At 49.1% G+C, this 23,823-nt stretch carries 30 protein-coding genes and 5 pseudogenes; 3 read left to right on the forward strand and 32 right to left on the reverse strand.

Features of this window, described 5'->3' with window-relative positions; translation table 11 throughout:
- Nucleotides 1-16: 16 nt before the first annotated feature.
- Nucleotides 17-784, forward strand: coding sequence for a Uma2 family endonuclease (locus NSB25_RS06800; RefSeq protein WP_103238521.1), 768 nt, complete (start codon nucleotides 17-19; stop codon nucleotides 782-784).
- A 166-nt stretch (nucleotides 785-950) separates the two neighbouring features.
- Here the strand turns inward: NSB25_RS06800 and NSB25_RS29640 are convergent, their stop codons facing one another.
- The 21 genes and pseudogenes from NSB25_RS29640 to NSB25_RS06900 form a co-directional block, all read right to left on the reverse strand.
- Nucleotides 951-1,103, reverse strand: coding sequence for a transposon-encoded TnpW family protein (locus NSB25_RS29640; RefSeq protein ID WP_242982320.1), 153 nt, complete (start codon nucleotides 1,101-1,103; stop codon nucleotides 951-953).
- Between the two features lie 54 nt (nucleotides 1,104-1,157).
- A pseudogene (locus NSB25_RS06810) lies at nucleotides 1,158-1,890 on the reverse strand (hypothetical protein).
- 79 nt (nucleotides 1,891-1,969) lie between these two features.
- A complete protein-coding gene (locus tag NSB25_RS06815) occupies nucleotides 1,970-2,461 on the reverse strand; it encodes a GNAT family N-acetyltransferase (protein WP_172454974.1) in 492 nt (163 codons plus the stop codon).
- Between the two features lie 21 nt (nucleotides 2,462-2,482).
- Nucleotides 2,483-2,719, reverse strand: a complete 237-nt coding sequence (locus tag NSB25_RS06820; RefSeq protein WP_242982319.1) for a hypothetical protein — start codon at nucleotides 2,717-2,719, stop codon at nucleotides 2,483-2,485.
- 23 nt (nucleotides 2,720-2,742) lie between these two features.
- Nucleotides 2,743-3,090: a helix-turn-helix transcriptional regulator gene (locus tag NSB25_RS06825; protein WP_242982318.1), complete on the reverse strand. Its 348-nt coding sequence runs from the start codon at nucleotides 3,088-3,090 to the stop codon at nucleotides 2,743-2,745.
- A gap of 173 nt (nucleotides 3,091-3,263) precedes the next feature.
- Nucleotides 3,264-3,425 carry a DUF6591 domain-containing protein gene (locus tag NSB25_RS29905; RefSeq protein ID WP_416385566.1) on the reverse strand — a complete coding sequence of 54 codons (162 nt, stop codon included), beginning with the start codon at nucleotides 3,423-3,425 and terminating at the stop codon, nucleotides 3,264-3,266.
- 95 nt (nucleotides 3,426-3,520) lie between these two features.
- Complete coding sequence (locus tag NSB25_RS06830; RefSeq protein ID WP_103238519.1) at nucleotides 3,521-3,943, reverse strand: hypothetical protein; 423 nt, start codon at nucleotides 3,941-3,943, stop codon at nucleotides 3,521-3,523.
- Between the two features lie 28 nt (nucleotides 3,944-3,971).
- A complete protein-coding gene (locus NSB25_RS06835) occupies nucleotides 3,972-4,574 on the reverse strand; it encodes a serine/threonine-protein kinase (protein ID WP_172454973.1) in 603 nt (200 codons plus the stop codon).
- A gap of 1 nt (nucleotide 4,575) precedes the next feature.
- Nucleotides 4,576-5,187 carry a protein kinase family protein gene (locus NSB25_RS06840; RefSeq protein WP_103238517.1) on the reverse strand — a complete coding sequence of 204 codons (612 nt, stop codon included), beginning with the start codon at nucleotides 5,185-5,187 and terminating at the stop codon, nucleotides 4,576-4,578.
- Nucleotides 5,188-5,213: 26 nt separating this feature from the next.
- Nucleotides 5,214-5,450, reverse strand: coding sequence for a hypothetical protein (locus tag NSB25_RS06845; RefSeq protein ID WP_146039983.1), 237 nt, complete (start codon nucleotides 5,448-5,450; stop codon nucleotides 5,214-5,216).
- Nucleotides 5,451-5,482: 32 nt separating this feature from the next.
- Entirely contained in the window at nucleotides 5,483-6,301 is an 819-nt protein-coding gene (locus NSB25_RS06850) for a recombinase family protein (RefSeq protein WP_257479238.1), read from the reverse strand.
- Nucleotides 6,290-6,568: pseudogene (locus NSB25_RS06855) on the reverse strand (recombinase family protein); the annotation flags it as partial. The pseudogene NSB25_RS06855 and the gene NSB25_RS06850, both read right to left, overlap by 12 nt.
- Nucleotides 6,569-6,638: 70 nt before the next feature.
- Nucleotides 6,639-7,001, reverse strand: a pseudogene (locus tag NSB25_RS06860) (transposase); the annotation flags it as partial.
- Nucleotides 7,002-7,107: 106 nt separating this feature from the next.
- Nucleotides 7,108-7,659: a GNAT family N-acetyltransferase gene (locus tag NSB25_RS06865; protein ID WP_242982316.1), complete on the reverse strand. Its 552-nt coding sequence runs from the start codon at nucleotides 7,657-7,659 to the stop codon at nucleotides 7,108-7,110.
- A gap of 11 nt (nucleotides 7,660-7,670) precedes the next feature.
- Complete coding sequence (locus NSB25_RS06870) at nucleotides 7,671-8,432, reverse strand: MBL fold metallo-hydrolase (RefSeq protein ID WP_103238513.1); 762 nt, start codon at nucleotides 8,430-8,432, stop codon at nucleotides 7,671-7,673.
- Nucleotides 8,433-8,452: 20 nt separating this feature from the next.
- Complete coding sequence (locus NSB25_RS06875) at nucleotides 8,453-8,935, reverse strand: GNAT family N-acetyltransferase (protein ID WP_242982315.1); 483 nt, start codon at nucleotides 8,933-8,935, stop codon at nucleotides 8,453-8,455.
- 394 nt (nucleotides 8,936-9,329) lie between these two features.
- On the reverse strand, nucleotides 9,330-11,015 hold the full coding sequence (locus NSB25_RS06880) for a recombinase family protein (protein ID WP_103238512.1): 1,686 nt from the start codon (nucleotides 11,013-11,015) through the stop codon (nucleotides 9,330-9,332).
- 116 nt (nucleotides 11,016-11,131) lie between these two features.
- Nucleotides 11,132-11,398, reverse strand: a complete 267-nt coding sequence (locus NSB25_RS06885) for a DUF6870 family protein (protein WP_044919915.1) — start codon at nucleotides 11,396-11,398, stop codon at nucleotides 11,132-11,134.
- Between the two features lie 428 nt (nucleotides 11,399-11,826).
- Entirely contained in the window at nucleotides 11,827-12,249 is a 423-nt protein-coding gene (locus NSB25_RS06890) for a sigma factor-like helix-turn-helix DNA-binding protein (protein ID WP_103238511.1), read from the reverse strand.
- A gap of 495 nt (nucleotides 12,250-12,744) precedes the next feature.
- Nucleotides 12,745-13,590 carry a M23 family metallopeptidase gene (locus tag NSB25_RS06895; protein WP_103238510.1) on the reverse strand — a complete coding sequence of 282 codons (846 nt, stop codon included), beginning with the start codon at nucleotides 13,588-13,590 and terminating at the stop codon, nucleotides 12,745-12,747.
- 3 nt (nucleotides 13,591-13,593) lie between these two features.
- A complete protein-coding gene (locus NSB25_RS06900; RefSeq protein WP_172454971.1) occupies nucleotides 13,594-14,649 on the reverse strand; it encodes a helix-turn-helix domain-containing protein in 1,056 nt (351 codons plus the stop codon).
- Nucleotides 14,650-14,834: 185 nt separating this feature from the next.
- Between NSB25_RS06900 and NSB25_RS06905 the strand changes: the two genes are divergently transcribed.
- Nucleotides 14,835-15,191, forward strand: coding sequence for a helix-turn-helix transcriptional regulator (locus tag NSB25_RS06905; RefSeq protein WP_035104440.1), 357 nt, complete (start codon nucleotides 14,835-14,837; stop codon nucleotides 15,189-15,191).
- Between the two features lie 185 nt (nucleotides 15,192-15,376).
- On the opposite strand, the pseudogene NSB25_RS06910 reads toward NSB25_RS06905, so the two are convergent.
- Nucleotides 15,377-16,724, reverse strand: a pseudogene (locus tag NSB25_RS06910) (relaxase/mobilization nuclease domain-containing protein).
- Between the two features lie 187 nt (nucleotides 16,725-16,911).
- On the opposite strand from NSB25_RS06910, the gene NSB25_RS06915 reads away from it, so the two are divergent.
- Entirely contained in the window at nucleotides 16,912-17,739 is an 828-nt protein-coding gene (locus NSB25_RS06915; RefSeq protein WP_172454970.1) for an HNH endonuclease, read from the forward strand.
- A 103-nt stretch (nucleotides 17,740-17,842) separates the two neighbouring features.
- On the opposite strand, the gene NSB25_RS06920 is transcribed toward NSB25_RS06915, so the two are convergent.
- The 10 genes and pseudogenes from NSB25_RS06920 to NSB25_RS06965 form a co-directional block, all read right to left on the reverse strand.
- A complete protein-coding gene (locus tag NSB25_RS06920; RefSeq protein WP_083863831.1) occupies nucleotides 17,843-18,193 on the reverse strand; it encodes a plasmid mobilization protein in 351 nt (116 codons plus the stop codon).
- A 2-nt stretch (nucleotides 18,194-18,195) separates the two neighbouring features.
- Nucleotides 18,196-18,738 carry a defense against restriction DarA-related protein gene (locus NSB25_RS06925; RefSeq protein ID WP_103238507.1) on the reverse strand — a complete coding sequence of 181 codons (543 nt, stop codon included), beginning with the start codon at nucleotides 18,736-18,738 and terminating at the stop codon, nucleotides 18,196-18,198.
- Nucleotides 18,739-18,862: 124 nt separating this feature from the next.
- The gene (locus NSB25_RS06930; protein ID WP_172454986.1) at nucleotides 18,863-19,219 is read right to left on the reverse strand and encodes a cysteine-rich VLP domain-containing protein; all 357 of its coding nucleotides are present in this window, start codon (nucleotides 19,217-19,219) and stop codon (nucleotides 18,863-18,865) included.
- A gap of 1 nt (nucleotide 19,220) precedes the next feature.
- Complete coding sequence (locus NSB25_RS06935; protein ID WP_006355522.1) at nucleotides 19,221-19,394, reverse strand: hypothetical protein; 174 nt, start codon at nucleotides 19,392-19,394, stop codon at nucleotides 19,221-19,223.
- A complete protein-coding gene (locus tag NSB25_RS06940) occupies nucleotides 19,391-20,065 on the reverse strand; it encodes a CD1107 family mobile element protein (RefSeq protein ID WP_103238505.1) in 675 nt (224 codons plus the stop codon). The genes NSB25_RS06935 and NSB25_RS06940 overlap by 4 nt, the downstream gene beginning before the upstream one ends.
- Entirely contained in the window at nucleotides 20,062-20,319 is a 258-nt protein-coding gene (locus tag NSB25_RS06945) for a DUF4315 family protein (RefSeq protein WP_103238504.1), read from the reverse strand. Before NSB25_RS06945 ends, NSB25_RS06940 begins: the two co-directional genes overlap by 4 nt.
- 14 nt (nucleotides 20,320-20,333) lie before the next feature.
- Nucleotides 20,334-21,320 (reverse strand): annotated as a pseudogene (locus NSB25_RS06950) (C40 family peptidase); the annotation flags it as partial.
- A 949-nt stretch (nucleotides 21,321-22,269) separates the two neighbouring features.
- Entirely contained in the window at nucleotides 22,270-22,584 is a 315-nt protein-coding gene (locus tag NSB25_RS06955) for an alpha/beta hydrolase family protein (RefSeq protein WP_103238503.1), read from the reverse strand.
- A gap of 24 nt (nucleotides 22,585-22,608) precedes the next feature.
- Entirely contained in the window at nucleotides 22,609-23,040 is a 432-nt protein-coding gene (locus NSB25_RS06960) for a hypothetical protein (RefSeq protein WP_103238502.1), read from the reverse strand.
- Nucleotides 23,041-23,076: 36 nt separating this feature from the next.
- On the reverse strand, nucleotides 23,077-23,589 hold the full coding sequence (locus NSB25_RS06965) for a GNAT family N-acetyltransferase (protein ID WP_103238501.1): 513 nt from the start codon (nucleotides 23,587-23,589) through the stop codon (nucleotides 23,077-23,079).
- Between the last annotated feature and the right edge of the window lie 234 nt (nucleotides 23,590-23,823).

The raw sequence follows: 23,823 nt of genomic DNA on the forward strand, positions 1-23,823 counted from the left end.
AAAGGAGAACAGAATAATGTCGGAAGAAATAAACCATGCGAAACAGAACGACGCGGAACAATACCCCCTTATAAAGAGTCCTGTGGAAGAACAATCAAAGGGAAATGTGCATTCTCTGCCAGAAGACATGCATGTCCCTGTGACTTATCACCATGATCATGATTCTCAGGGAGCCAGACCTGATTGTGTCCGGGAGAAAGCCGCTGCCTATGATATAAGCCGGAAACGCCAGGGGGAATATACGGTTGCGGATTACTATGCCTGGCCGAAGGACCAGCGGGTGGAGCTCATCGACGGCAGGATTCATGTTCTGGAGGCGCCGGATTTTGTCCATCAGCGGATTACAGGGGAAATGCTTTTTGCCATAAAATCCTTTATCCACCGGAACGGCGGCGACTGCATCCCGCTGCTCTCTCCCATCGACGTCCGGCTGGACTGCGACGACAGAACCATGGTACAGCCGGATCTCATCATCCTGTGTGATAAAAGTAAAATCAGGCGCTGGGGCGTCATGGGGGCTCCCGATTTTATCCTGGAAATCCTCTCCCAGACCACCAGAAGAAAGGACTGCACCAAAAAGCTGCAGAAATACAGTGATGCCGGCGTCAGAGAATACTGGATTCTCGACCTGGAGAAGAAGCGGCTCCTCACCTATGATTTTATCCATGATAATATGCCCTGCATCTACCCTCTGAAAGATGCCGCACCCCTTGCCATTTTTGACGGTCGGCTGCAGATTGACCTGGACGAAATCGCGGCGCTGATTCAGGACTGGCCGGAATAATTTTGACAGCAGAAAGCCTTTTCCCGGTCCGATCACAGAGTCCTTTTGAAGCAGCTTTTACGATTCCAGTCTGTCCGGAGCTAATTTTATATAAAATGCCGAAAGATCAAGGGGCAGCAATGTTTTAAACTGCTGCCCCTGTTACTACTTGTCAAGGATATATTCATCATTTTTCATCACTTTTTCTTGGTCTGCCCTGTTTTCTATGCTCTAAATCGTGGAGAATGACACGCTTTAGCTTGTCCTCTACGCTTTGGGTACTGGTAGCAGAGAAATGTACCTCGACTAAGTAGGTCGTCTTATCAATCTTATTTTGCAAACAGGGCGTTACTCTATCGCTGTTACTATATTTGCTTTTGATTGATATGATTAATTATGCCAACTGAATTGATTGGCTTGCTAATTCTTTTATTGTATCAAGAGATAATTCTGTATAATCGGCTATATCTTCCAATGACATTTTTCCTGCTTTAATCATACGAATAGCCATTCTTTTTGCTTTATTAAACTCAGCTTCATTCCTCATATCTTCCATAATTTTACACATAGCCGCAACTCCTTTCTCGTCTTGCTTAAAATATCGTGCTTTTTTAGCAAGCGTTTCATAAATCATATCATCGGGATTAGTGCATGAAAAATCGTACATCAGCTTTCCAATCTCATCGTTGCCCCTATATTTCCCATTAACATATATGATATGCGAACCATCGCCAAACAATACCTTGTTTTCCCCGATAGTAACATATCGTTCTACCGGATATATCGGCTGATTTCCTTTCATCACATCATTTTCTGTTATGCCTTGCCCTTTTTGCGCCTGCTCCTGCTTCTGACCTTTGAATTTCAACATCAAATTCCTTATCGGTACTGTCAATCGCATGAACATCTAAAACAGCCGAACGTCCTTGCAAATTCTTCAATGGTTCTTGTGTCCTGACCGATTTAACTTTTATATCCTCCTGCCCTAAAACAATTTGTAGTATCAATTCTACACCTTCAAAATTATCTGCAAGACAGACGGACATAAAATCATCATCCATATATCGGAGTGATTTCAGACGTTCTAAATCCTGTTGATGTGTCTGCTCCGTTGTATTCAAAAATATCACCTTCTTCCACTGCTTTTATTATACATCGGACAATTCCTTTTGAAAACTGAATTTCTCATGAAATTTTCTCGGTTTTCTAAAGTGAATTATCAAATGTAAATCCTGTTTCATTTGCCTTCGTTGCAGTAAACGTATCATACTTCCCGTTTGTATACTCTGCAATAACCTTACTCCAAAAGTTTTGAGCGGGTAAGTTGTTAATCCACTGGGATATTTCCCACCCACCATGAAACTTATCAAAAATCTTCATAGCGGCTATCTTGCCAACTCCTTTTTGCCTGTATTTCTTCATCACAAAAAATTCTGCTATGTTATGAGGGTTTGGCAGACTATTATGTTCACAACAGGAGCGTACTAAAACCAGTCCTGCAAGTTTTCCATTTACCCTGATAAAAAAAGGATGTCTGCCTTCTTCATTCCAGTAATCATCAATATGCTCATATCCAAAATATCCATATTCGTTTATGTCATCATTGGAAAACTCTGAAAAATCATAATTATACAATTCCAACATCTGGATAAAAACAGATTTCTGCTCGTATAATATAGGTTCTACACTAATGTCCATGCATATCCTCCATAAAATTAATTATACTGCATAATTAAAGTACGTCTCGCTGCCCTTCACAGGGCTGCACAAACCGTATAAATCTCTTTTCCCTGCAGTACGAAGCAATTTCAGCGGTTCAATCAGATTCTTTTCATAGCATTCCGTCCAGAAATCAGGGATACTGTGATCACTGTCCTCATTGGCAATCTCATTCGGAAAAGCCTTTACCAATGCGATAAAACGTTGTCTTTCTTTGTGTTCCATTCTGTAATCCATAATACTGCCGCCTTCCATTTTTATTACAAGCGGTTGAAACAAATGAAGTTTGTGCCCTTTTGCTTTGCCTGTCTGGGTATCACACCGTGAAACCGGGTAAATGCTTTTGCAAAGCTTTCCGGCGATTCATAGCCATACTTATATGCGGCATCCATCACTGAGATATCCGTTGTCTGCAGCTCCACAGCCGCTAATGTCAGACGCCGATTCCGGATATATTCATTGGCGGTCATTCCGACAATGAAACTGAATGTCCGGTGAAAATTGTAGCCTGACATATGCACTTTCTCTGCTACCTGGACATAATTTATAGGTTCACAGATATGCTCCTCCATATAATTGATTGCCTGCTGTATGACCTGTATCGACACTTTGTTTCCTCCTGCCTGTATGTACGTATTATAACGGAAGCATCCTGGAAAGTCCTGTTCAGGTTTGCACAAGTTTGTCTGCCTGCCCCGGTACGCGGTGTCCTTCCTCCAGTATAAAAGAAATCTGCCGGGATTACAATGGCAGATTTCTGAAAGTATTCTTCTTATTCTTTCTATTTTTCTGTGCTGATTTCCAACATTTTTTGTGTAATACGCTGTTGAACCTCCATATAATACTTCAATTCGGCATTGTTTATGTCGTTGTCATCCCAGGCCTCGAACTTCTCTTCCACTTCCTGGATTTTGGATAAAAAGTTCGTATACTTTTTCAGCATCTCCGCGTGATTTTATTGCACAAGTTCATCGGCTCTGCCCGTGTCAAGTAAAGGACAAAAAATTTTTCAACTTTTTTCTTTACATCAAAACTACCTTATGCAATTTTCAATACTTCATATATTGCCTCTAAACAATCTTCTATTGTAAGTGCTTTACCGTTTTCAAAAAACACTGATGTAACAGCCCGATTTTTGCAACTCTCTTGAGTAGATAAAACATCATCTAAAATATCCCTAACCTCATCCAAATCTGCTCTGGAAATATCTAATGCATTTTTCCAATACCTAACAAAATGTTTCTTAAAAGATTCATAGTCCGAATAAAGCCCCATTGGATTATCCTGCAGGCCATATCGCATCGGCTGAAAAAGAGACGCTATATCCCTTACATATTCATATACCAACTTTTCTTTACCTCTGACATTTGACATATTTACTGATGCCGAAGTGATGTCAAGGTCAAACTTCGTCCACATATGTCTTTGAAACTGATTTCCTGTGATAAAATATTGCTGCATATTCCAACCCTCTTTCTAATATTTTTCATTAACTAATTATTGCTAACAACTCTCCACAATCCCCATACCGGTCCTCCAAATTTCCCGCCAGACACTTCATCACAATATTAATCTGCTTATCTAATAAATCCGGAGCGGCATTGCTCAAATATGTCCTCATGTCGCTCCCATGGGGCGCTCTCCCACAAAGTAGCCAGTACCAGATTGCACCTATGGAATATATATCACTCCTGCAATCTCTCAATTTCGGATTTTCCTGCAATAAGGGATCAATAAAAGCACCGCCCGCCACAGCTTCGCCCGTCTTGGTTAGTTTTGTATTATTTTCCGTATCTAAAAAAGCGCTAACTCCAAAATCAATAATCTTAAATATCTTCTCCTTCGTTGAAAACACCACATTGCTCGGTTTTAAGTCCCTATGTATAATCCCCTTTCCATGGGCATATCTTAATCCGTTCAAAATAGGCTTTATTACTTTTACACTATATTCAAAACTTAACATACCATACTTTTTCTGCAGTCCATTCAAATCATACCCCTCAATATACTCCATTCTTATAAACGGTCCTTCTGAAATCCTCCCCGCATCATATATTTTAACAATATTCATATGATTTAACTGAAACAGCATTTTAGCCTCTCTGAAAAAGCATTTTAGCCTCTCTGAAAAAGCGCCTCTCCCCCTCTCTCTGCTCATCCGATGATACAAAAATAGACGAATATACCTTCACAGCAAAATCCATATCCAAACAAGCATTGTGATATTTAAAAACAGAGCCAAAGCCCCCATATCCTATCTGTTCAACTCTTTTATACTGCTTTATCTGTGAAAACGGATCTGCTTCTTCATCAGAATGTTCCTCTATATATTCAATCAGACGATTTATGGAATCCGTAATCAACGTCCTTCTTCCCGCATAATTGCCGGACTCATTCTGCATATATCTTCTAAATTCATCTGCTGTCCTGCAGCTTCTTATAAATTTAGGAATCTGTTCTTTAATACTTACGTTTTCCAGCAAAGCGTTTCTCGTCTGGATATAATATTTATCGTCAATCGTCCCATCTGTCGCTTTTGACAATAACCCCATCTTATATTCGTCCAGCATATCTATCAATTCTGTTTTTGTCACTGTCTCACCTCTCTCCTTAATCCAGCTTCTTTTCAGACAAAAACAATTACATTTTTCGCATCCACAGCTATTATACCCCAAAACCAACAAAGCCACAAGCACCCCGCTCATGGCTCCGTCAATCTTCCTACAAATTTTTACAAATCTCCCCCGCCGAACATATCCCCACCCTTCCAAACCACCTCAATCCGCCCTTCTCCAAACACCCTGATCCTCTCAATTCCCTTCCGCAGCACCCCCTTATCAAACTCCCGCAGGGCAGCTATCCCTTCCAGCACAGCCTCCCCTTCCTGGGAACCGCACCCTTTCAGTCTCTCAATCCCATCCTCTGCTTCCCCCATCTCCTTCCCAATTTCCTCAACCCGCACACCCATACTCCCCGTCCTTGCCTTAAACTGCTCCCGCGTCATACCCCGGACCGGTACTTATCATACAAAAACATCTTCTCCGCCGAAAGCCGCTCCTTCTCCTTCCGCAAAGCGTCCAACTTCTTCCCCAGCGTCTCCCTCTCCGCTCCCACATCCTTCCTCCCGGAATTGCCCAGCATCACCTCCGCCGTCTTCCGCACATACTCCATAACGCTCCCTTCCAGCTTCTCCATATCCTCCACCGCCCTCCTGCACTCCGTATCAGTCCCACAGGTCCGGTAACGGCAGCAATACTTATGGTTCTTCTTCACCATAGACCGCCCGCAGTACCCGCACACAAACAGCACCTCCCGCTTAAAGCCGCTCATATCCACGCCGCTCCTGTCCCGCTTCTTTGGCTTCGCCCTCTCATTCGCCAGAGCAAACAGTTCCTCCGACACCATCGGCTCATGCTGCCCGTCCACCACCACCCACTCCGAACGGTCATGCCACAGCATCCGCTTTCCCGTGGTGATAGACTTTTCCGAACGGTTCCACACCACCTTCCCGATATAAGTCTCATCCGACAGTATGGAACGCACCGACTGAGTCCCCCACAGCTTCTTCACCCCTCCGCCCGGATGCTGATACCTGCTGTTCTTCCTCTGCTTATACTCCACGCAAGTAAGCACACCGTTATCATTCAGATACCTCACAATCCCGGAAATCGTTACCCCTTCCGCCGCCATGGTAAATATCTTCCGCACCACCTCCGCCGCTTCCGGGTCAACCACCAGCCGATGCTTGTCCTCCTGGGACTTCTCATACCCATACCTCGCAAAGCCGCCCAGATACTCCCCCTTCCGCGCCCTCGCCATCTGCGCGGACCGTATCTTCTTAGACAGGTCCCTGCTGTACAGCATATTGATCAGATTCTTAAACGCCACATTCAGTCCGCCCGCAGTCCCCAGCACACCTTCACTGTCATAATGGTCATTCACAGAAATACACCGCACCTCCATCAGCGGAAATATCTGTTCCAGATAACTCCCAACCTCAATATAATCCCTCCCCAGCCTGGAAAAATCCTTCACAATGATACAGCCCACCTCACCCCGCTTCACCGCCTCCATCATGTCCGCAAAACCGGGGCGCCGGAAGTCAGTCTGATATTGTCAATATTGGTTGACACTTTTTTTACAAGGACATCAATGCCTAAGCTGCAGTATCCATAGATTCATAAAATCTCTGTCTCTTGACCATAGGGGGAAGTCCATCATTGGAGGAGCATATCCTCCGGTTGTTCCAATAGCTGATGAAGTATCTCCAGATCAGGGTTTTCAGTTCCTCGATTGTCAGTTCCTCAGTTTTGTGGCGGCCATATAGGAGTTCTTCCTTCATTCGCGCCCACATACTTTCACATCGGGCATTGTCATGGCAGCGTCCTCCGGCGCTGTTCATGCTTTGGACAATGCCGTATTTTGCAACTGCCCTGCGATAAGTTTCGCTGGTGTACTGTGTTCCGCGGTCAGAGTGGATGACGGCTCCCCTGAGCGCCGGATAGGAACGGACTGCATTGGCACCCCTTTTCAGCACACGTCCTGGATTACAAAAAATCCCTTTTTCTCCCCAGCTCTCCACAAGGACGCTGCCCTCCAGATTCTCCAGGCAATACTTCAATATCTCATCCGGCTTCATATCCCACCCCTATACTTTCCAGATTCTTTTTATAAATCTCCAATTCATAAGTTTTCCCACTGCGCTGGTCTGTCCTCCGCTCCGAATGCTGATAAGTCAATCCACAAGATAAGGCCAGTGCCCTTGAAGCAAGATTCCCTGCCCGTGTAGAATAATAAAATTCCTGCCCGTCTAAAGAAATACAGTATTCCATCAATAAACGCAATATCTGTTTTCCATATCCCCTTCCCACATACTCCGGCCCCAGGGCAATACCAGTCTCATGAAAAATACGCGGCTCTGATTCCTCCACTCCGGCAAAACCAATGGCCTGCCCGCTGCCCCTCTCATAGACCAGCCACGCATCATGGGTCTCCTGCCACGCAATCGTCCTCTGTATCCTCTCCCTGGCCCCATCCTCATCAGCCGTCACTTTCCATACCATATATTCTGCTGTTTCCGGCCTTGACCAGACATTCCGGTATATCGATCTCCAATCCTCATATTTTGCCTTTCCCAGAATAATATCTTCTGACTCCATCCTGCCTTCATCCCTCATAAACACCCCCATCACAGCCAGACCGCCCAGTCTCCGTAATCAAAAGTCCCGCTCCCATGACGCAGTTTCCCGCTCTCCTTCAATCCCCGGAAAGCATCCCTCATACGGCCGGTAATCTCCGGCTGGATATCCAGGGAATGGTGCGCCGGGAATACCCTTTCCACAGGAAGAAGTGCCATCTTTTCCAGTGAGGAAAGATAAGCTCCCGGATCTGTAGATGGATAATACGCAAACAAAGTATCCTTGTAGATCAGATCCCCTGTAAAAAGATATCCACGCTCCGGTTCCCAAAAGCACATATGCCCCGGTGAATGTCCCGGCGTATGAAACACCTTTATCATCCTCCCGCCAATGTCAATCTCTTCCCCGCCGCGCAGGACTACGGACGGCCTCCCCTGGAACATCTCATAGCTGCCCACATCATAACCTTCCGGCAGTTCACAACGGTCAACTACCATGCCCCTGACCGTTTCCATAGACAAAGGGAACCCGCCCGACAGCCACCCCAATTCCTCTTCATGGGCATAGAAATCCGGAAAATATTTATGCCCTCCGATATGATCCCAATGGATATGTGTAGCAACAGCCGTAACCGGCTGGTCTGTCAGCTTCACCACCTCGTCATAAATATTACAGATTCCAAGCCCCGTATCAATCAACAGACTGCGCCCGGAACCATTCAGCAGATAACAATGTGTTTCCTCCCAATGCCGGTATTCGCTGATGATGTAAGTATCCTCATCTATCCTGTCAACCGTAAACCATTTATCCATCTGTTTCCTCCTGAAAATCTTTATCCCTTTCCACCTGCCACCTTTTCCATTGTATGGTAACAGAGATAATCCCCGCCCCCTGTCTTAATCTTCTCATAGGTTTTTATCCGGTATCCCCGTTTCAAATACATGCTTTCCGCCGGGAAAGACGCATCAATATGTACCGCCTGATACTGCTGGAAAACCATATCCTCCAGGAGATCCATCAACCTGCTTCCGTAACCTTTTGCCTGATATTCCGGTAAAATAAACAGCCTGCAGATCTCATTCCCCCGGATACTCCCGGTTCCCACAATCTCTCCCTGCACCGCCGCGAAGTAAATATCTTCCCTGGCAACCGCTTCCCTTATCCTCTGTTCGTTATGCAGATCCAGAAAAAACTGTACTGCCCCGGAAGGATAATAATGGGGATAGACGGCCCTTATTGCCTTCTCCACAATCTCCGCCACCTTCACCGGACATTCCGCCTGCTTCAACTCCATACAAAAATCTGCATTCCTCATCTGGCTGCCTCTTTCCGTCCAATTTCTATCATTTTAACATATTACCCTTTTCATCCAGCTATCTAAAAAGGCAATCTGTTCATCTGTATGAAACCAATGTTCCCCATTTTCCATCACAGTAAGAGCCGCATGATGACTACTGACAAACATATCCACTGTCTGACGGGATATAAGAGTATCATTTCCTGCATATAAGATCTCCGTAGGAATATTCCATGTTATTGGATTAGCCCTGACAAAACATAAATATGCCCATGACAGCTTTTCTCCAAAATCAGTAATAATTTCCTCCTTTTCGCACAGTTCCTTCTCCGATACATCCGCCCACCCCATCATAAGATTGCGTTTTATTAGGAAAACACACTGTCAAAAGGATTTTATGCTTTGGCGGGGGTCAGCCCGCCTCGGCGGTGTCAGTGGTGTTGATTTCAATATACTCGGCAATCCGGCGGAACTCGTCCGCAAACTTAAAGTGAACACTGATATTGCCGTTTTCGTAAACCTTGATATGGTCTACCAGTTCAATCAGGATTTCGCGGGTCAGCTTTTCGATGTTCTGATATTTTGCAAAAGCTACCAGCGCGGGATGCTGCTGGTCAACGCCGTTTGAGAGCTCTTTCCGTTCAGCCGTCAGCCGGGCCAGCAAATCCGAGAGCCCGGCGGCCTGCCGCTCATAATCGGTTTTCATTTCCCGATATTCCTGCTGGGAGATTTCCCCGTCTTTCCAGTCTTGATACAGTGACTGCTTGTAGCGGGTGATTTTCGTCAATTCCTTTTCCTTTGCGGCAATCTGGTCGTTAAGGCGGTGGGATTGACTTTTTTTCAGCGGGGCCGCATTGATATGGGCTACTATTTCCGAGTAGGAAACGGCAGTGCTCACTTGATACTGGATGGCAAACAGAACAGCGGCCTCCAGACGGTTGTGTTTGATAGAGTGCATGGTGCAGGCTGTCCGGGAGCGTTTCTTGTAAGTGGAGCAGGAATAATAAACATTCTTCCCGCTCTGGCTCCGGGTCACGGCCTTGCCGCAGTCAGCGCACCTCAGAAAGCCGCTGAATAAATGGAGCTCCCGCTTTTTAGGGGCCGTCCGGGTGTCACGTTTCAGAAGTTCCTGCACCCGGTCAAAGGTTTCGTGGGTGATGATGGCCTCGTGGGTATCGGGGACGCGCACCCATTCATCCTCCGGCACAGCCTCAATCTGGTGTACCTTGTAGCTTTTCACCCGGCGGCGGCCCTGTACTAAATCCCCGGTGTAAATAGGATTTCTGAGAATATCCGTTATAATCTTGTTCCCCCACATGGGAGCGTCCGATATAGCCGGGGAGTAGGGCAGGCCCTTTAGCTTTCGGTAAGCTGTGGGGCTGGGTATGCCGTGGTCATTCAGATACATCACAATTTGAAGTTTGGCCGTACCTTGCAGGCACATCTCGTATATCTTTTTGACGGTTTCAGCGGCCTCCGGGTCAACGATTAGCTGGTGCTTGTCTTTGGGGTCTTTTATGTAGCCGTAGGGAGCAAAAGAGCCTATGTACTGGCCGTTGCGCCGCTTATAATCAAAAACCTGCCGGATTTTCTTTGAGGTCTGATAACAATACTGGTCATTCATCACGTTTGTTATCGGAACGATGATGCTGTTCACGCTGTCCGGGTTTAGGTAGCTATCCACGCCCTCGGCCAAGCTGATAAAGCGGACGCCCATCTGCACAAAAAGGTTATCAATCAGACTTCCAGCATCGCTATAATTCCGGGCGAAACGGGAAAGGTCTTTCACCACAACGCAGTTGATTTTCCCGCTCATCACATCCCCCAAGAGCCGCTGGAAACTTTCGCGCTCCGTATCGGTTCCCGTGTGGCCGTCATCCACATACTCGGTGTAGCTTTCAAATTCTTCCGCATGGTTGAAGTGAAAATCATTGAGAATGTCGCGCTGGTTTTTCACGCTGTTGCTATCGTCAAGCCCCCGGTTGATTTTCTGTAAATCCTCTCGGGAAAGCCGGATGTAGCCGCCCATTTTCCAGAGCCGGGCCGTATAGGTAGGGGTCAAAGTTTGCTGATACCCTCTGTTTTTTGTTCGTGCCATTGTTCCTCCTTCCCTATCACATTACACTTATATTATACCTCTGCCCGGGGCAATCAACAAGGATGTCGATGCTTTGGGACAGTTTGTCTCGAAGTAGGAACGGGCCGCAACAGCAGTTACAGCCCGCTCTTTTGCCGGATAAGAAAGGCGGTCAGCGTCTCCTGCAGGGAGGGGCCGCCCTCGGCAAATTCGATTTTCACGCCCACGCCGCCCACGCTAAAGCAGTAGGGATTGACGGCCCGTTTTACGAACCGGGCCAGCCGCTCCTCCCGGGGGAGGGTGCGGTCAAAGGCCATACCGCTCACGTCAGCCAGCGCATCCGCGCTCACCGCGCCGATGTTCACGCTTTTCATTTGTTCCAGCTCTTGTGCGGTCAGTTTCACGGCAAAACCTCCTTTTGCGTTTTTGGTTGGTGGGGAAACGCGAAAAGGCAGCACTCCGAAAAGTGCCGCCCTTTAGCCTGTCCTCACCTTGGGACAATTTGTCTCGAACTTGTTTGAAATGGGGAGCGCCGGGCCCGTATGTTTGGCCCGTCAAAAGACAGCGAGTAGCGGCCCGGCGTTCCCTTGTTTTGTGCGGCGGCCCCAAGCGGCAAGCGGCCAGCTTGTCCCTCGCGGATCGTGGCCGTGGGGCTGGCAGGTTCCCCACTCGCGGCGGTGGTGTTGGTCGCTCGTCCTCCCGTGGGAGAAGTCATAGCGCACCCGCCGCCCGGCTCCCCGCGTTCACCCGGGGCCGCCCGCTATTCAGTTGTAGAGAAGAAAAAACTTCCTCTCATATACCACCAGAAAAATGGAGCAAATGGAGACGGCAATCACGGATTTTTTCTCAAATATTTTTTCATCTGTGCGATGCCGCTGAGAACGGAGCGCCGCACCGCGCTCTTATCCACGCCCTCGGCTTTGGCAATCTCCCGGTAGGTCATGCCGAGGATAAAGTGAGCGTCCACCCGGCGGCCCTGGATCTCCGGCAGGCTGTTCAGCGCGTTCCACAGGCGGCAGAACCGCTCCTTGAGCTCCAGAACCTCGTCCGGGGTGAGCTCGTGCAGGCAGGCGGAATACTCGATGCCGTCATCCGCGTCCAAGGAATAGTACGCTTTGTTGTAGCGGGCCCGCTCGGTATAGGCCGCCTCGGAGCGGACACTGGCCCGGAGCGCCTCGGCCACATCATCGGAAACCTCAATATATTCGTCCTGGGTGTACCAGTAGTAAAAGTCGCGCAAATTGATAATCGTCATGGTATGTACCTCCATATCGTTTTTTGTGGTCGGGTTGCGGGAAACGATATGGAGGGCGGCGGGGAGCGGCACCTGGGGGAGCCGCCCCGCACCTTGGGACTGTTTGTCCCAAAGTGGAGCCGACAAAAAACGACAACGCCCGCGCAGCGTTGTGCTGTGCGGGCGCATGAAATGACGCAGTTCTTTATGTACTTACAAATTTCGTGTTGCTGGCCAGAGCAACCCGGTGGAGGGGCTAAACTTTTTTTAACAAATTAAGTTGAGTGCAGATAAAAAAGGACATAATGATACCTCCTGGATACCGCCGTGTCCTTAAAAATGGGCGACTTTAACACACCCTCCGTTTTCCATTTTTTCAAAAGAAAGCGGCGGCCTTGAAATTTACTATTTCAAAACCGCCGTAAGGCTACTGTATTTTGTTTTGGCGCATGGATATTCAGCCGCCGAAACAACGGTTTTTTTATTTCCGTTGGGCGGCTAATCTTAAATGTAAGGTTAGATTAAATCATCATTTTTAACATAATGACCATTTGTAATAAATTCTTGCGGTGTTTTCTTTCCGTCAACAATAATATGAGCAAAGAGGACTGGTAATCCTGCTGATATTGCAAAGCTCTTTCCATATTGAATTTGAAAATGAATATGCGGTTCACTTGTATTTCCGCTATTTCCGCATTTTGCAATTACTTGCCCCCTACTGACACTATCTCCTTTTTTCACACAGATACTTTCTGGAAGGAGATGTGCTATCATGCTATATTCATGCTTGCTGTGACGAATAATGATATGGTTTCCTCGCACATCCGATGCGGTACAATCGACCTGTCCCTCTGCGATAATAGGGGTATTTGGAAAGTGACTGACCGCAGAAATGACAACACCATCTGCCGGAGCCAAAACATTTTCTGCAAAGCAGAAGTAATTTTCTAATTGTTCTCTTTCTCCCGAAAAAGTGGTTTCTTCGTTGTTCATAATAAAAAAATCATAAGCATACCGCTGGGACGGAAGAAACCAAGAATGTGAAGTTTCTTTATCAACCCCTCCGTTTGCAATATACCACTCACCATCAAACGGGAGTGAATACTGTACTTGCGGTTTATATGAGTTTTTATCCGGGAGCTTAAAGCCATGTCTAAAATGTGCAATAAGTATTCCAACAAGCATCCATAAATTTTGACCGAGAAACATTAAATTTTGAATGTTGTTACGCATGGGAGAAAATACATTTGCAAAGCCACACAATCCGAACAAGAAGAATAGAGTTAGGTACTGGTTATCAAAAAAAACGCCTAAAAACCCAACCCAAAACAACCATTGTAATTTTGAAATAAATTTAAGCATAAACTACCTCTCCAAATATTCTCTGTATCTCCGCAAGAGCGATTGAAATTCGGAATTTTCTTTCAAAAACGATGTTTCATCGTGTAATTCAGATTTTAACTGCTCAATCATTGATGATAAAAGCTGCCGTGGCAGATTGTCCATGTTATCATCGGATAAATTCAAATGCTTGTATAAAATATTCGATGAAATATCCGTCTTTCCCTCCATAGAAGCAAGGAGTAAAGATAGTATTTTTGTGCAGTACTCCGCATCTTTTTTATTTATTGCACATTCAAGTTTAGCTGTATATGCGGTACATTCTAAAATGCCAAATTGCTTTGCCAACTGTTCTTGGATGCAAGCCAATTCCTCGGCATCGTCTCCCCGGTTTTCAGACAAAGAAACCTGGGTTAAAGCTATTAGTATGGATTGCATTTCAACTGCGATTTCCAACATTCGATGCTCTAATAAAACACACGCAGGTTCATATTCCTTTTTTTGTTGATGTAGATATGCCATCATTAACTTTGTATCAGCGGGATAATCATTTAGTAATGTGGCAGCTTTTTCATATTCTTCTTTTTCACAATGCAGATAGAACAAAAAAGAAATTGCTTCTTTTTTTATTTCAATATTTTCGCTATTGCGTATCCTAAAATACAGTTTAGCAAGTTCTTCACGATATTTACTTTGATGCTCCACTGACTGCAATCCTAAAGAGGGTTGTAAAAAAACACCCAACGAATAAATTAAATTTTCACAAGTTGGAAATGCCCTAACTTGATCTAAAGCGAATTGAAAACCATCTTCAAACCCATCTTCCTGAATGATGGATTGAACTTTCATAACAACATTTTTGATCTCCACTTCAGACATTTCCTCATTAAAGGACATGAGCGTATTCAAATCTGTCTTTAACAATCTGGCCAAGCCGGGGAGAAGTGTAATGTCTGGATAAGTTGTTCCGTTCTCCCATTTACTAACTGCGGGTATTGAAACACCCAAATACTCCGCAATATTTTCTTGCGTTAACCCCAAGTGCTTTCGCTTTTCTTTAATTATCTGACTAATTTTCATATTGTCCTCCATCTATTTATAAGATTATCATACCTGCGTGACAATAGACAATCGAGCTATTGTTTAATTATAACTCAGAAAAGTTAACTTGCAAGCAACACGAAATAAAATACTACTTTACATCAAATTTCATTACATTCTCATAATCTAACACGAAATGTAGAATGATATAGGGTGATATGAGAATGAACCAAAATGAAAGAAGGTTTGACTTTCACGGCCTCGGGCTGGCGCTCAAAAGAGCCAGAGAAGAAAAGGGTTGGACACAAGCCTATGTTGCGGAATTAGTAGACCGTGACTCCCGTACCATTATGAATATTGAGAACAAGGGCCAATATCCCAGCTTTGACCTTTTTGTTAAACTCATTACTATGTTTGACATTTCAGTTGACCAGTTTATTCATGCGGACGGAGGGGCGCAGACAAGTTCTTGCAGAAAACACATTGATGTGCTCCTAAATTCTATGAGTGAAAAAGAGCTTGTCGTGATAGAAGCCACAGCCGAGGGCATTAAGAAAGCCAGAGAAACGGAGGATGCGTAAGAAAGCGTGACCTTCGTTTTTTTGCGCCATGTAGCGGAAGCGCACGAAATGGCAAGCAATTCGGGTGTGGCCACACCCGAAATTTTTGCTGGGCCGCAGGCCCGCAAAAATGCTTGTTGGGGAGCCTCCCCAAACCCGGCTCTTTGGGACAAAATGTCCCAAAGAGGTTGGCTGCGTCACCGCCGCTATCGCGTCTGTTCCTTATCGGTGCGCCCGTCCGTAAGGCCGAGCAGATGGTCGATGTTGGCTTTGACCGCCACGGCCTCCCGCATATCCCGCTGGGCTTGCCGATACTCGGCATAGAGGGCCTTTTTCCTGTCCGCCAGCTCCCGCCGCTGTTTTTTTCAGCGCGTCCATTTTGGGGAGCTTTTCACCGCCTAACAATTCATTCATAGCGGCCCGGGCCGCCCGGTAGGTGGCAAGCTCCGCCTCGTGTTCGGCCAGATACTTTTTCGAGTACCGGGCCGCCTTGTAGCCGTCAAATACGGGCCGGGCCTTTGCATAGTCCACCACGGCCCCCATCAGCCCGGAGACTTTGGAGAGGGCGGCCTCGGTGGTCTGGAGCTCCCCGGCCAGCGCGTGGGCCCGGTCAACCGCCGCCGTGGTCTTGGCCGCCAGCGCGTCATAGTCGGTGAGGTTGTTCTCCTGCAAAAACTGGAGGGCGGCGGCCATCTGCTTTAGGTTGTAGACTTTCGCCCACCGTTCATAAGCCGGGCCCTTGCCCTCGGCCATGCGCTGTTGAATGTCAATGATAAGCCCCACCTGCCGGATCGGGGGCGGCGCGCCTTTGGGGAGCTCCGGGAGGGGCCGCTCCCCGGCAATCACCGCCCGGATGTCCTCGGGGTCAAAGCCCGCGCCGAGGGTGGATGCCCGGAGCCGGGTGTACTTGTCCTGCCCCGGCGCGAGGAACGAAACCACGCCGCCCCGCCCGCGCTTGACGGCAAAGCCGGACTCTTCCATCAGCCGGAGGAACGCGGCAAAGTCGGCGGGCTTTTTTTCAAGGGCCGCGATGATTGCCAGCCGCACCCGCTGTTGAGCGGAGGGCGGCTTGTCGCCTATCCACTGGCCATAGTGGAGGAAACGGCCCTTGCTGTGCTGTTTGGGATTTTGTATCACGGACAAATCATGCTCCAGACATACCCGGTCAGACAGCCGCCGGAGGGCAAAGCTGGAGCCGAGGAAATTATGGAATTTCCGGGAGCAGTCAAAGGCCGTGGAATTGAAATAGATGTGGTTGTGAATGTGGCCCTTGTCGGTATGGGTGCAGACGAAAAACTGGTATTTGCCTTTCGTCCAGCGCATCGCCGTTTCAAAACCCAGCTTATTTGCCTCCTCCGCCGTCACCTCGCCGGGCGGGAACGCCTGCCGTATCTGGAAGAACAGAGCCCCGCGCTCCACGAGCCGGGCGGTGGCCGCCTGGTATTCGCTTTTCACCAGCAGAAACTCGGCGGCGGCTGTGGCCGGGTCGCAAAGGTGGGAGGACACGGCCCCCAGCTTTTGGGGGTTGAGCCCGTAGGCAAACCGCTCCTCCATCGTCTGGACGGTGCTCAATCCCGCCGCCTGCTTGTAGGGCCGGATGTAGGTCGTGGCCGTGGTAGCACCTCCTCTCGTTGGGACTTTGGGAGAAAATGTCCCGAAGTACAGGAAAACGTCTGGTATTAAAATGGGGCTCATGCTATAATTGTATTTCTAAAAACATAAGAGGAATGAGGTGTTCATTTTGGCAAATCCCCGCGATGATTTTTCATCAAAAACAAAAAATATACTGGCAAAAAGAGTGGGCTTTAGATGTAGTAACCCAAATTGCCGTAAATTGACTTGCGGTGCTAACGAAAGCCCAGAAAAAGTTACAAACATAGGAGTTGCTGCGCATATTGCCGCTGCCGCTAAAGGTGGCCCTCGATACGACGAGTGCATGAGTCCAGATGAGCGAAAATCTCTTTCTAATGGAATTTGGTTGTGTCAATCGTGTTCAAAGCTAATTGATGTAGATGAAACACGATACCCCGCAGAAGTTTTGATGAAATGGAAAGCCATTGCTGAGGATTTAGCAATTTTAGATGTGGAAACAAACTCTCCAGCGGGGAACATATCTCAAGATAAAGAGCTAATCAAATTTTATGTTCAGTGTTTTGACCGTCCTGCATTTCAAGACGATATTTGCCAAGAGGGGCGAATGGAGGACTTCGATAAAGCTATTGAAGATACTATTGTAGCCCTCAACACTGGAATACTTCGAACAAGAGATGGAGCAATCATCAAGCAAGCAGAGGGAAAGTCTGTTATTCAAAATCCCGATTGGCGCGAAAAACTGGACAACATCTCCGAAATGTTAGTATCTATCCGCAGACGCTTGAAAATTGCAAAGGTCGAACACGCATACACCGTGAATGAAACAGGTGGTGATGTTTTTTATTGTTTTCGTGATGATGAACTTGCTGAATGGTTTAATCTAACCCGTAGAGAAATCTTAAAAGTTTTGTCCTCTATATGCCGAGAAGTAGGTATCCGGGAACTTCACTTTTGGAGCAGGCGTTATAGATGGTAATTGTGAAATAGGCATAGCTGCTTATTTTTCATTGGGACTTTGGGACAAAATGTCCCGAAGCACGAAAAAACCGGGGAGCGGCACAGCACCGCTCCCCAGCAAGTCACAGCTCCACCAGCGCGGAAAGCTGTTTCAGCAAATCAGACAGAGGGCCCCACAAGGCGGAGTAGTCCCGCTGGAGGGCCGATATTTCCTCGGGGTAAATCCCCCCGTAGGTGTTGGCATGGATAGCCACTTGATTAAGATTGTTTGAGCACCGCCGCTGGAGGGACACCAGCTCCCGGACGGGGGCAAGGTCAATCTGGAGCACATAGCCGCACAGAGCCATCCTCCGCATATACGCGCCCATGTTGCGGATGCCCGCCTGGGCCATGCGTTCCCGGATAAGCGCCTGCTCTTCCTCGGACACCATCACATGAAGATGGACGGGGCGGCGGCGCTTTTTTCCGGCCATGCCTACCTGTCGCCCTGGTCGGGCGTGTTCCGTTTGGGCGCGGCGGGGGCCTGCCGTTCCCCGGCCAGTTTCCCGGCCTCCCGCAGTTGGGCGGCAATCGGGGCCTTTTCCTGCCGGGCCTGCCTGCGTTCAGCGGCGGCCCGCTGGAGCTCCACCCCACGGGCACACTCGGCCAGCCGCTCCGGGGAAACAAATTCTTTCACCACATAGCACCCAAAATCCGGGTAAAACCATGTCAGCCGCTTTCCATCAGGGACGCGGCCCTCGTCCTCCCATTTCCCCACCACCTGGGCCTGGGCATCCATCAGCCGCCGCATATCCGGGTTATCACGGGATGGCTTGAGCTCGTAGTTATAGAGCTCCTTTTCCGTGAGCGGCCGGGCATAGGCCAGCTCGCCCCATGCAAGCCGGGTATCATGCTCCACCCAAATCCGGCCCTCGTAGTTTTCGATCCGGATGGGCGGGTTTTCCTTGCCATTGGGGAACGTGCCGATGTCAACGGGCCGCTGGGTAGAATAATACTTGTATTCCTGCGCTTTTTCCAAAGTTACCTCCTCTCAGATGTTAGCTTTTGGGCCGGGAAACGGGGGCCGGACACAGAAACATACCAGGCCCCCATGAACCGCGCCCAGAAAGCCTTGATACAAGCGGGTTTTCAAGCGGCAAAAGCTAACAGTCCAGCCGCCTTTTCCGCATATAGTCGCGCTGGCGTTTCCGCCGCGCATTTTCGGCGCAGGCCGCCGAACAGAACGCCCTTTTCCCCTCCGGCGCAAAGAGCCGCCCGCAGACGGCGCAGGGCCGCAGGCCGGGGGCCGGGCCGTCAGTCAGCGTGGCCTCCAATGCGGGATTTAAGGGGAGCACCGCCTCCCGGAAGTAGCGGCAGTAAGCCCCCGTCCAGCATTTCCCCAGCATATAGCACTCGCAGTCAAGGGGCAGACAGCCATATTCCCGGTCATAGTTGGCGCACCATTTCACTACAAGGGAGCGGATAGCGGCCTTTTCCTCACGGGTCAGCTCGCGCAAAATATCACCTCCCGCCCGGTTTTTTCAAAAGGCTCTGAAAGCAGGAGCCGCAGGGGATGCCGCGCCAGTAGGGACAGCCACAGCACCGGGAGCCCTCCCGGGGCTTTTCCGGGCGGGGAGCCCGGGGCCGGGGGCGGCGTTTCATTTCCCGTTCCAAAGGGTTCGATGTGAAATTCATTCTCCGTCCTCCTTTTCTTCTTCCTCATCCCACGGGGGGAGGTCGTCATATTCACCGCCGCCATAGTCCTCGCCGTATTCCTCGGCCTCGTCAAAGTCCTCACCGGGCGCGGCGGCCTGCTGTTTGGGGCGGTAAATCTTGAAGTACCACCCGGCCCCGCCGCCGATGGCCAGCACCGCCAGCACCAGCAGGAGCGTCCCCGCCCCGCCGGATTTCTCCGGTTCGGGTTCCGGTTCCGGCTCCGGGGTGGGAGCAGGCTCCGGCTCCGGGAGCGGTTCGGGGACGGGCTCCGGGGAGGGCTCCGCAAGGGCCATCAAATCTGCCACGGTGACGGCGTTCAGAAAGTACACGTTTTCCGTCTCCCGCTGGCGGTCAATCACCAGATAGAACACGGACTCGTCCGCCGCCATGATGGTGAAAAATTCCTTGCCGTCTTTGTCCGTGGCGTTATCCACCATCGTCCCCTGGCCGTCCGGGGTGAACGGGTTGGGCTCGGGTTCCGGCTCCGGGGTGGCCGCGGGCTCCACGGGGTCAAGCCCCTCCCACTCCGGGCCGCCCGTACCGTCCTCCCATTCCTCGCCGCCCCCGGCGTAGGCCGTGGTGGTGATGCCGCACAGCAAAAAAGCGGCGCACAGAGCCGCCGCCATTACACGATATTTCTTTCTTTTCATTCCGCGTCCTCCTTTTCCGGCCCGGCGGACTTCGGGACATTTTGTCCCAAAGCGTCCCCGGCCTTGATGCGCTGGAGCACCAGCGGGAGCTCCTCAAGGGAAATGCTCATGCCCCGCACGATGTCCACGATTTCCTCGTTCTCGGCCTCCTTGTGTTTCTGTTCCAGCTCTTTCAGCCGGGCCTGCTGGTCGCTGATTTTGCCCTTGACCTTTTCCATCTCGGCCATGATTTTTGCGCTCTTGCTTATCGCCATTGAAAACCTCCTTTTCATGGTAAACGCCCGTAGGCGTAGAAGTGGGCCTGCCAGTAACTGCTGTTTAAGTTGGCGTATTGTATGGGGTCGCCACAGTGCAGCATCATCCCGTCCCCCACATAGATGCCACAGTGGGAGACTCCCGGGGTGTCATAGGTTCCCTTGAAAAAAACCAAATCTCCGGGGCGGGGGGAGCTGGTGCGGGTGCAGATGTTGTAGAGCCCCTGGGCCCCCAGCCGCCCCACGTTCCAGCCGGAATGATTGACTACCCACGAGACAAAGCCGGAGCAGTCAAAGGACGTGGCCGGGGAGCTCCCGCCCCATACATAGGGATAGCCCAAAAATTTCTCGGCCTCGGAGAGCATCGCCGCGAATGTTTCATCGTCCAGATATTCCCCCGGCACTTCGTAGCCCTCCGGCGGGCTGGTGTATTTCCCCACATAGGACGAGCCGGGAAAGAGGTCGGGGCGGTTCCCCAGCGTAGCCATATAGAGGGAATACCGGGAAACCTTGTCCTCCCCCATGATGTAGATAGGGAGATGGGAAAGGTTGAAGTTATCCAGTGTCACAGTACAGATGTAGTAATCGTAATACACCCGGTAGCTGTCGGTGTGGGTATTGCCGTCCTCGTCCGTCCATGTATCCGTTTCGATGTAGTACCGCCGCTCCTTTACCACGTTCTCTGTCAGCGTGTACTGGCGGTCAAAGAGCATCTGCAGCGTAGGCCGGACATCCGCCAGCGTCCACTCGCCCTCATGCCATGCGCTCAATAAGGAAATCAGCACATAGGGGTCGTGCTCAATAGCGTCCAAATCAAAATGGTACTCGTCATAGTCGTGTGTGCTTTCGTAGGTATCCAGATAATGCTGGAGCTCCGCCTCCAGCGAACAATAAGCGGCCTCGGCCCCCAGCATATCCCCGTCCTGGGCGGGGTAGGTGGTGGCCCCAACCGCGCCTGCGGCGGCGTTCCCCAAAGTGATAAGGGAGGACGCGCAGGACTGTCCTTGACGGATGCTACAAGCCCTTTCATTTCCGCATCGTCCCGCACACCGAAAGGATGGTCTTTGAACGGGAACAGCTCCGAAAGTTTGAGATATACAATCTCTTCCTTTTCAGCGCGGGTCGCGTCACGGGGATGGGGCGGCGGCTCCGGCGCAGGAGCGGCAGGGGCTTCTTCCCTGCCCTTTACCGTGGCGGCCTTGGCCTCCTTGCTTTGGGACATTTTGTCTCGAGGTGGGGACGGGGGCCTGTCCGGGGCCGCCTTGTCAGCCTTGGCCGGGCGGCCACGGCGGGCCCGCGTCCCTCCCGGTTCACCGGGCCCCGCTTTTTCTTCCTTGGGCTTGCGGCCCCGCCTGCCCTTGGACTTATCCGGCTCGGGAGCTTTTTCTTTGAGGGCCTTGCCCTTTTTGGCGGGCCCCTTTTCCCCGACGGCCTTTTCCTCCGGGGCCGGGGTGGGCGGCTGTTCCGGTTCGGGCGGCTCGTTCTTTTCCACCTCCGCACGTTCCGCCGCCCGCCGCTCCGCCATCAGCTTTTCAATCTGGTCAGCGGATACACTCACCTCGCCGGGAGCACCCGCCGGGGCATCCTGGGCGGGTGGTTCGCCGCCAGTCTGCTCGGGGGCGTTCTCCGGGGCCGGGGGCTCCGGGGTGGGAGCGTCCTGGGCAGGAGCACCCGCCGGGCCGGCATCGAACAAGCTGGGCTGGGGATTTTCCTCCGGGCTCACGTTTAATTTTTCGTCTGCCATTCCTTACCTCCTTTTTTAATTTCGTGAATGTTGCACAAATCTTGCACTAAAACTTTGTTACTATTTTTTCGCCTCCCTCCCGGCTATCCACGCAAAAAAGCCGCCCGTTTTTTCATGCCGGACGGCTTTCTGCGTAATGTGATAGCTCAAATAATATTTTTTTGTGGGTGTAGGCTCCGAAAAGCCTTGATATTACAGTGTTCCTATTAAAACTCATTCATATCCAGTATAAGTCTTTCCATATCAAGTACAGGCGATATAAAGAAAGCCTTCTCAATATCACAAGTTTGTAATGTGTACATTGCAAAGTAAGCTCCTATACTATTCGCAATGATATAAATATGGTTGTATTTTTCACAGGCTTTATCGTATGCCGCCCGAATCTGATCCTGCACAACCCACGGGACATCATCCTGGTAGTCTATCCCGATCATATCAAAGCCCATACAATTTTTCCTGTACTGTTCAACTTCCATATAACTCCCATTTTTTCCATGAATATATAAAATTACTTTTTCCATAAAACCGCCTCCATATAGCCAGGCTCATCCCTTTCTCTGCTCCAATAGTTTCATTCCTAATAGAAAGCTAAACCCACCAAGCAATACAAAGAATGACCATACCGCATTCCAATAAATTGAATCTACATCAAACATCCACAACAAAAGTTTATTCCAAAATTCCAATCCAGCCGCAATCGCATATAGATCAAATAGCACATAAGCGCCGCCAAACAGATATATCCATCTCCACCAATAGTTGTTACCCCGGCATTTCGTAAAAGTAAAGATTCCTAAAACACTCAATCCTGCCAATACTCCCATCAACGTAAAATAAAACAGCCCTTTACTTTCCAATATGCCCACCCAAAACCCGGCATAAGAATCTCTGTCTATCAATCCCCATATCCTGTGCAGATGAAACAGCCCAAAAGTCATGAAGAACCATGGTTCCCATATTAACACTTTTTTCTCCATTCTATTCTCCACAATGCCCAATCCAAATCCTAAAATTCATATTTCCTCTTTTAGCAGGGAATACATTTTCATATCGATCACTTTCCCGTTTTTTACCGCATTATTTCTTAACGTCCCCTCATACTGAAAACCTGCCTTTTCCAGCACACGACAGGATGCCGTATTATACGCAAATGGCTCTGCATAAATGCGGAGAATATCACTTTTCTCAAAAACATATTCGCAGACCTGTTTTACAGCCTCCGTCATGACCCCTTTCCCCCAGTATCCTTCCGCGATATAATATCCCAGCTCGGCTGTCTGGCTGTGGATATTCCCCTGACGGAAAACACCGATGCTCTCCACCACACGTCCATCTGCAGTTATGGCAAAAGCAAATGTTTCATTTTCATCCGCAGACAACATGGCAGAAATAAAGTCCACCCCGTCTTGTTCCGTATAAGGATACGGCAGCCCATCTCTAAGATTATCCTGCACTTTTCTATTGGAAAGAGCCGCCGCCAGATCTGCCGCATCTGCCAGGACCCATTTTCTTATTTTACAGATCATTTTCCGCCTCCCTGATTGATTGCCTTTCATAACAAACTCTATTATACAACATATTCCCATCTAATGGAACGGGCTTTCTAAGAACTCACACGACAAACGCATGAATGTTTACTCCCACTCAAATCCTAAATTGCGGATTTTTAAATTTTCATCAGTTCTTCGATAAACTGTGCCGGTGCAAAGCTTATGTTAAACCGCTTCCTTCTTAGTGACATCTTCGTTCCCCTTATCTCT

This window comes from Acetatifactor muris, from assembly GCF_024623325.1.
GTDB lineage: Bacteria > Bacillota > Clostridia > Lachnospirales > Lachnospiraceae > Acetatifactor > Acetatifactor muris.

What these genes read in the sequence shown, in the direction of transcription:
- NSB25_RS06800 (WP_103238521.1), top strand. Translation starts at nt 17, where the DNA reads ATGTCGGAAGAAATAAACCATGCGAAACAGAACGACGCGGAACAATAC.
- NSB25_RS06815 (WP_172454974.1), bottom strand. Translation starts at nt 2,461, where the DNA reads ATGGACATTAGTGTAGAACCTATATTATACGAGCAGAAATCTGTTTTT.
- NSB25_RS06820 (WP_242982319.1), bottom strand. Translation starts at nt 2,719, where the DNA reads ATGGATTACAGAATGGAACACAAAGAAAGACAACGTTTTATCGCATTG.
- NSB25_RS29905 (WP_416385566.1), bottom strand. Translation starts at nt 3,425, where the DNA reads ATGCTGAAAAAGTATACGAACTTTTTATCCAAAATCCAGGAAGTGGAA.
- NSB25_RS06830 (WP_103238519.1), bottom strand. Translation starts at nt 3,943, where the DNA reads ATGCAGCAATATTTTATCACAGGAAATCAGTTTCAAAGACATATGTGG.
- NSB25_RS06835 (WP_172454973.1), bottom strand. Translation starts at nt 4,574, where the DNA reads ATGCTGTTTCAGTTAAATCATATGAATATTGTTAAAATATATGATGCG.
- NSB25_RS06840 (WP_103238517.1), bottom strand. Translation starts at nt 5,187, where the DNA reads ATGAGCGGGGTGCTTGTGGCTTTGTTGGTTTTGGGGTATAATAGCTGT.
- NSB25_RS06845 (WP_146039983.1), bottom strand. Translation starts at nt 5,450, where the DNA reads ATGGGTGTGCGGGTTGAGGAAATTGGGAAGGAGATGGGGGAAGCAGAG.
- NSB25_RS06850 (WP_257479238.1), bottom strand. Translation starts at nt 6,301, where the DNA reads ATGGCGAGGGCGCGGAAGGGGGAGTATCTGGGCGGCTTTGCGAGGTAT.
- NSB25_RS06865 (WP_242982316.1), bottom strand. Translation starts at nt 7,659, where the DNA reads ATGAGGGATGAAGGCAGGATGGAGTCAGAAGATATTATTCTGGGAAAG.
- NSB25_RS06870 (WP_103238513.1), bottom strand. Translation starts at nt 8,432, where the DNA reads ATGGATAAATGGTTTACGGTTGACAGGATAGATGAGGATACTTACATC.
- NSB25_RS06875 (WP_242982315.1), bottom strand. Translation starts at nt 8,935, where the DNA reads ATGAGGAATGCAGATTTTTGTATGGAGTTGAAGCAGGCGGAATGTCCG.
- NSB25_RS06880 (WP_103238512.1), bottom strand. Translation starts at nt 11,015, where the DNA reads ATGGCACGAACAAAAAACAGAGGGTATCAGCAAACTTTGACCCCTACC.
- NSB25_RS06890 (WP_103238511.1), bottom strand. Translation starts at nt 12,249, where the DNA reads ATGACGATTATCAATTTGCGCGACTTTTACTACTGGTACACCCAGGAC.
- NSB25_RS06895 (WP_103238510.1), bottom strand. Translation starts at nt 13,590, where the DNA reads ATGCTTAAATTTATTTCAAAATTACAATGGTTGTTTTGGGTTGGGTTT.
- NSB25_RS06900 (WP_172454971.1), bottom strand. Translation starts at nt 14,649, where the DNA reads ATGAAAATTAGTCAGATAATTAAAGAAAAGCGAAAGCACTTGGGGTTA.
- NSB25_RS06905 (WP_035104440.1), top strand. Translation starts at nt 14,835, where the DNA reads ATGAACCAAAATGAAAGAAGGTTTGACTTTCACGGCCTCGGGCTGGCG.
- NSB25_RS06920 (WP_083863831.1), bottom strand. Translation starts at nt 18,193, where the DNA reads ATGGCCGGAAAAAAGCGCCGCCGCCCCGTCCATCTTCATGTGATGGTG.
- NSB25_RS06935 (WP_006355522.1), bottom strand. Translation starts at nt 19,394, where the DNA reads ATGAATTTCACATCGAACCCTTTGGAACGGGAAATGAAACGCCGCCCC.
- NSB25_RS06940 (WP_103238505.1), bottom strand. Translation starts at nt 20,065, where the DNA reads ATGAAAAGAAAGAAATATCGTGTAATGGCGGCGGCTCTGTGCGCCGCT.
- NSB25_RS06945 (WP_103238504.1), bottom strand. Translation starts at nt 20,319, where the DNA reads ATGGCGATAAGCAAGAGCGCAAAAATCATGGCCGAGATGGAAAAGGTC.
- NSB25_RS06955 (WP_103238503.1), bottom strand. Translation starts at nt 22,584, where the DNA reads ATGGAAAAAGTAATTTTATATATTCATGGAAAAAATGGGAGTTATATG.
- NSB25_RS06960 (WP_103238502.1), bottom strand. Translation starts at nt 23,040, where the DNA reads ATGGAGAAAAAAGTGTTAATATGGGAACCATGGTTCTTCATGACTTTT.
- NSB25_RS06965 (WP_103238501.1), bottom strand. Translation starts at nt 23,589, where the DNA reads ATGATCTGTAAAATAAGAAAATGGGTCCTGGCAGATGCGGCAGATCTG.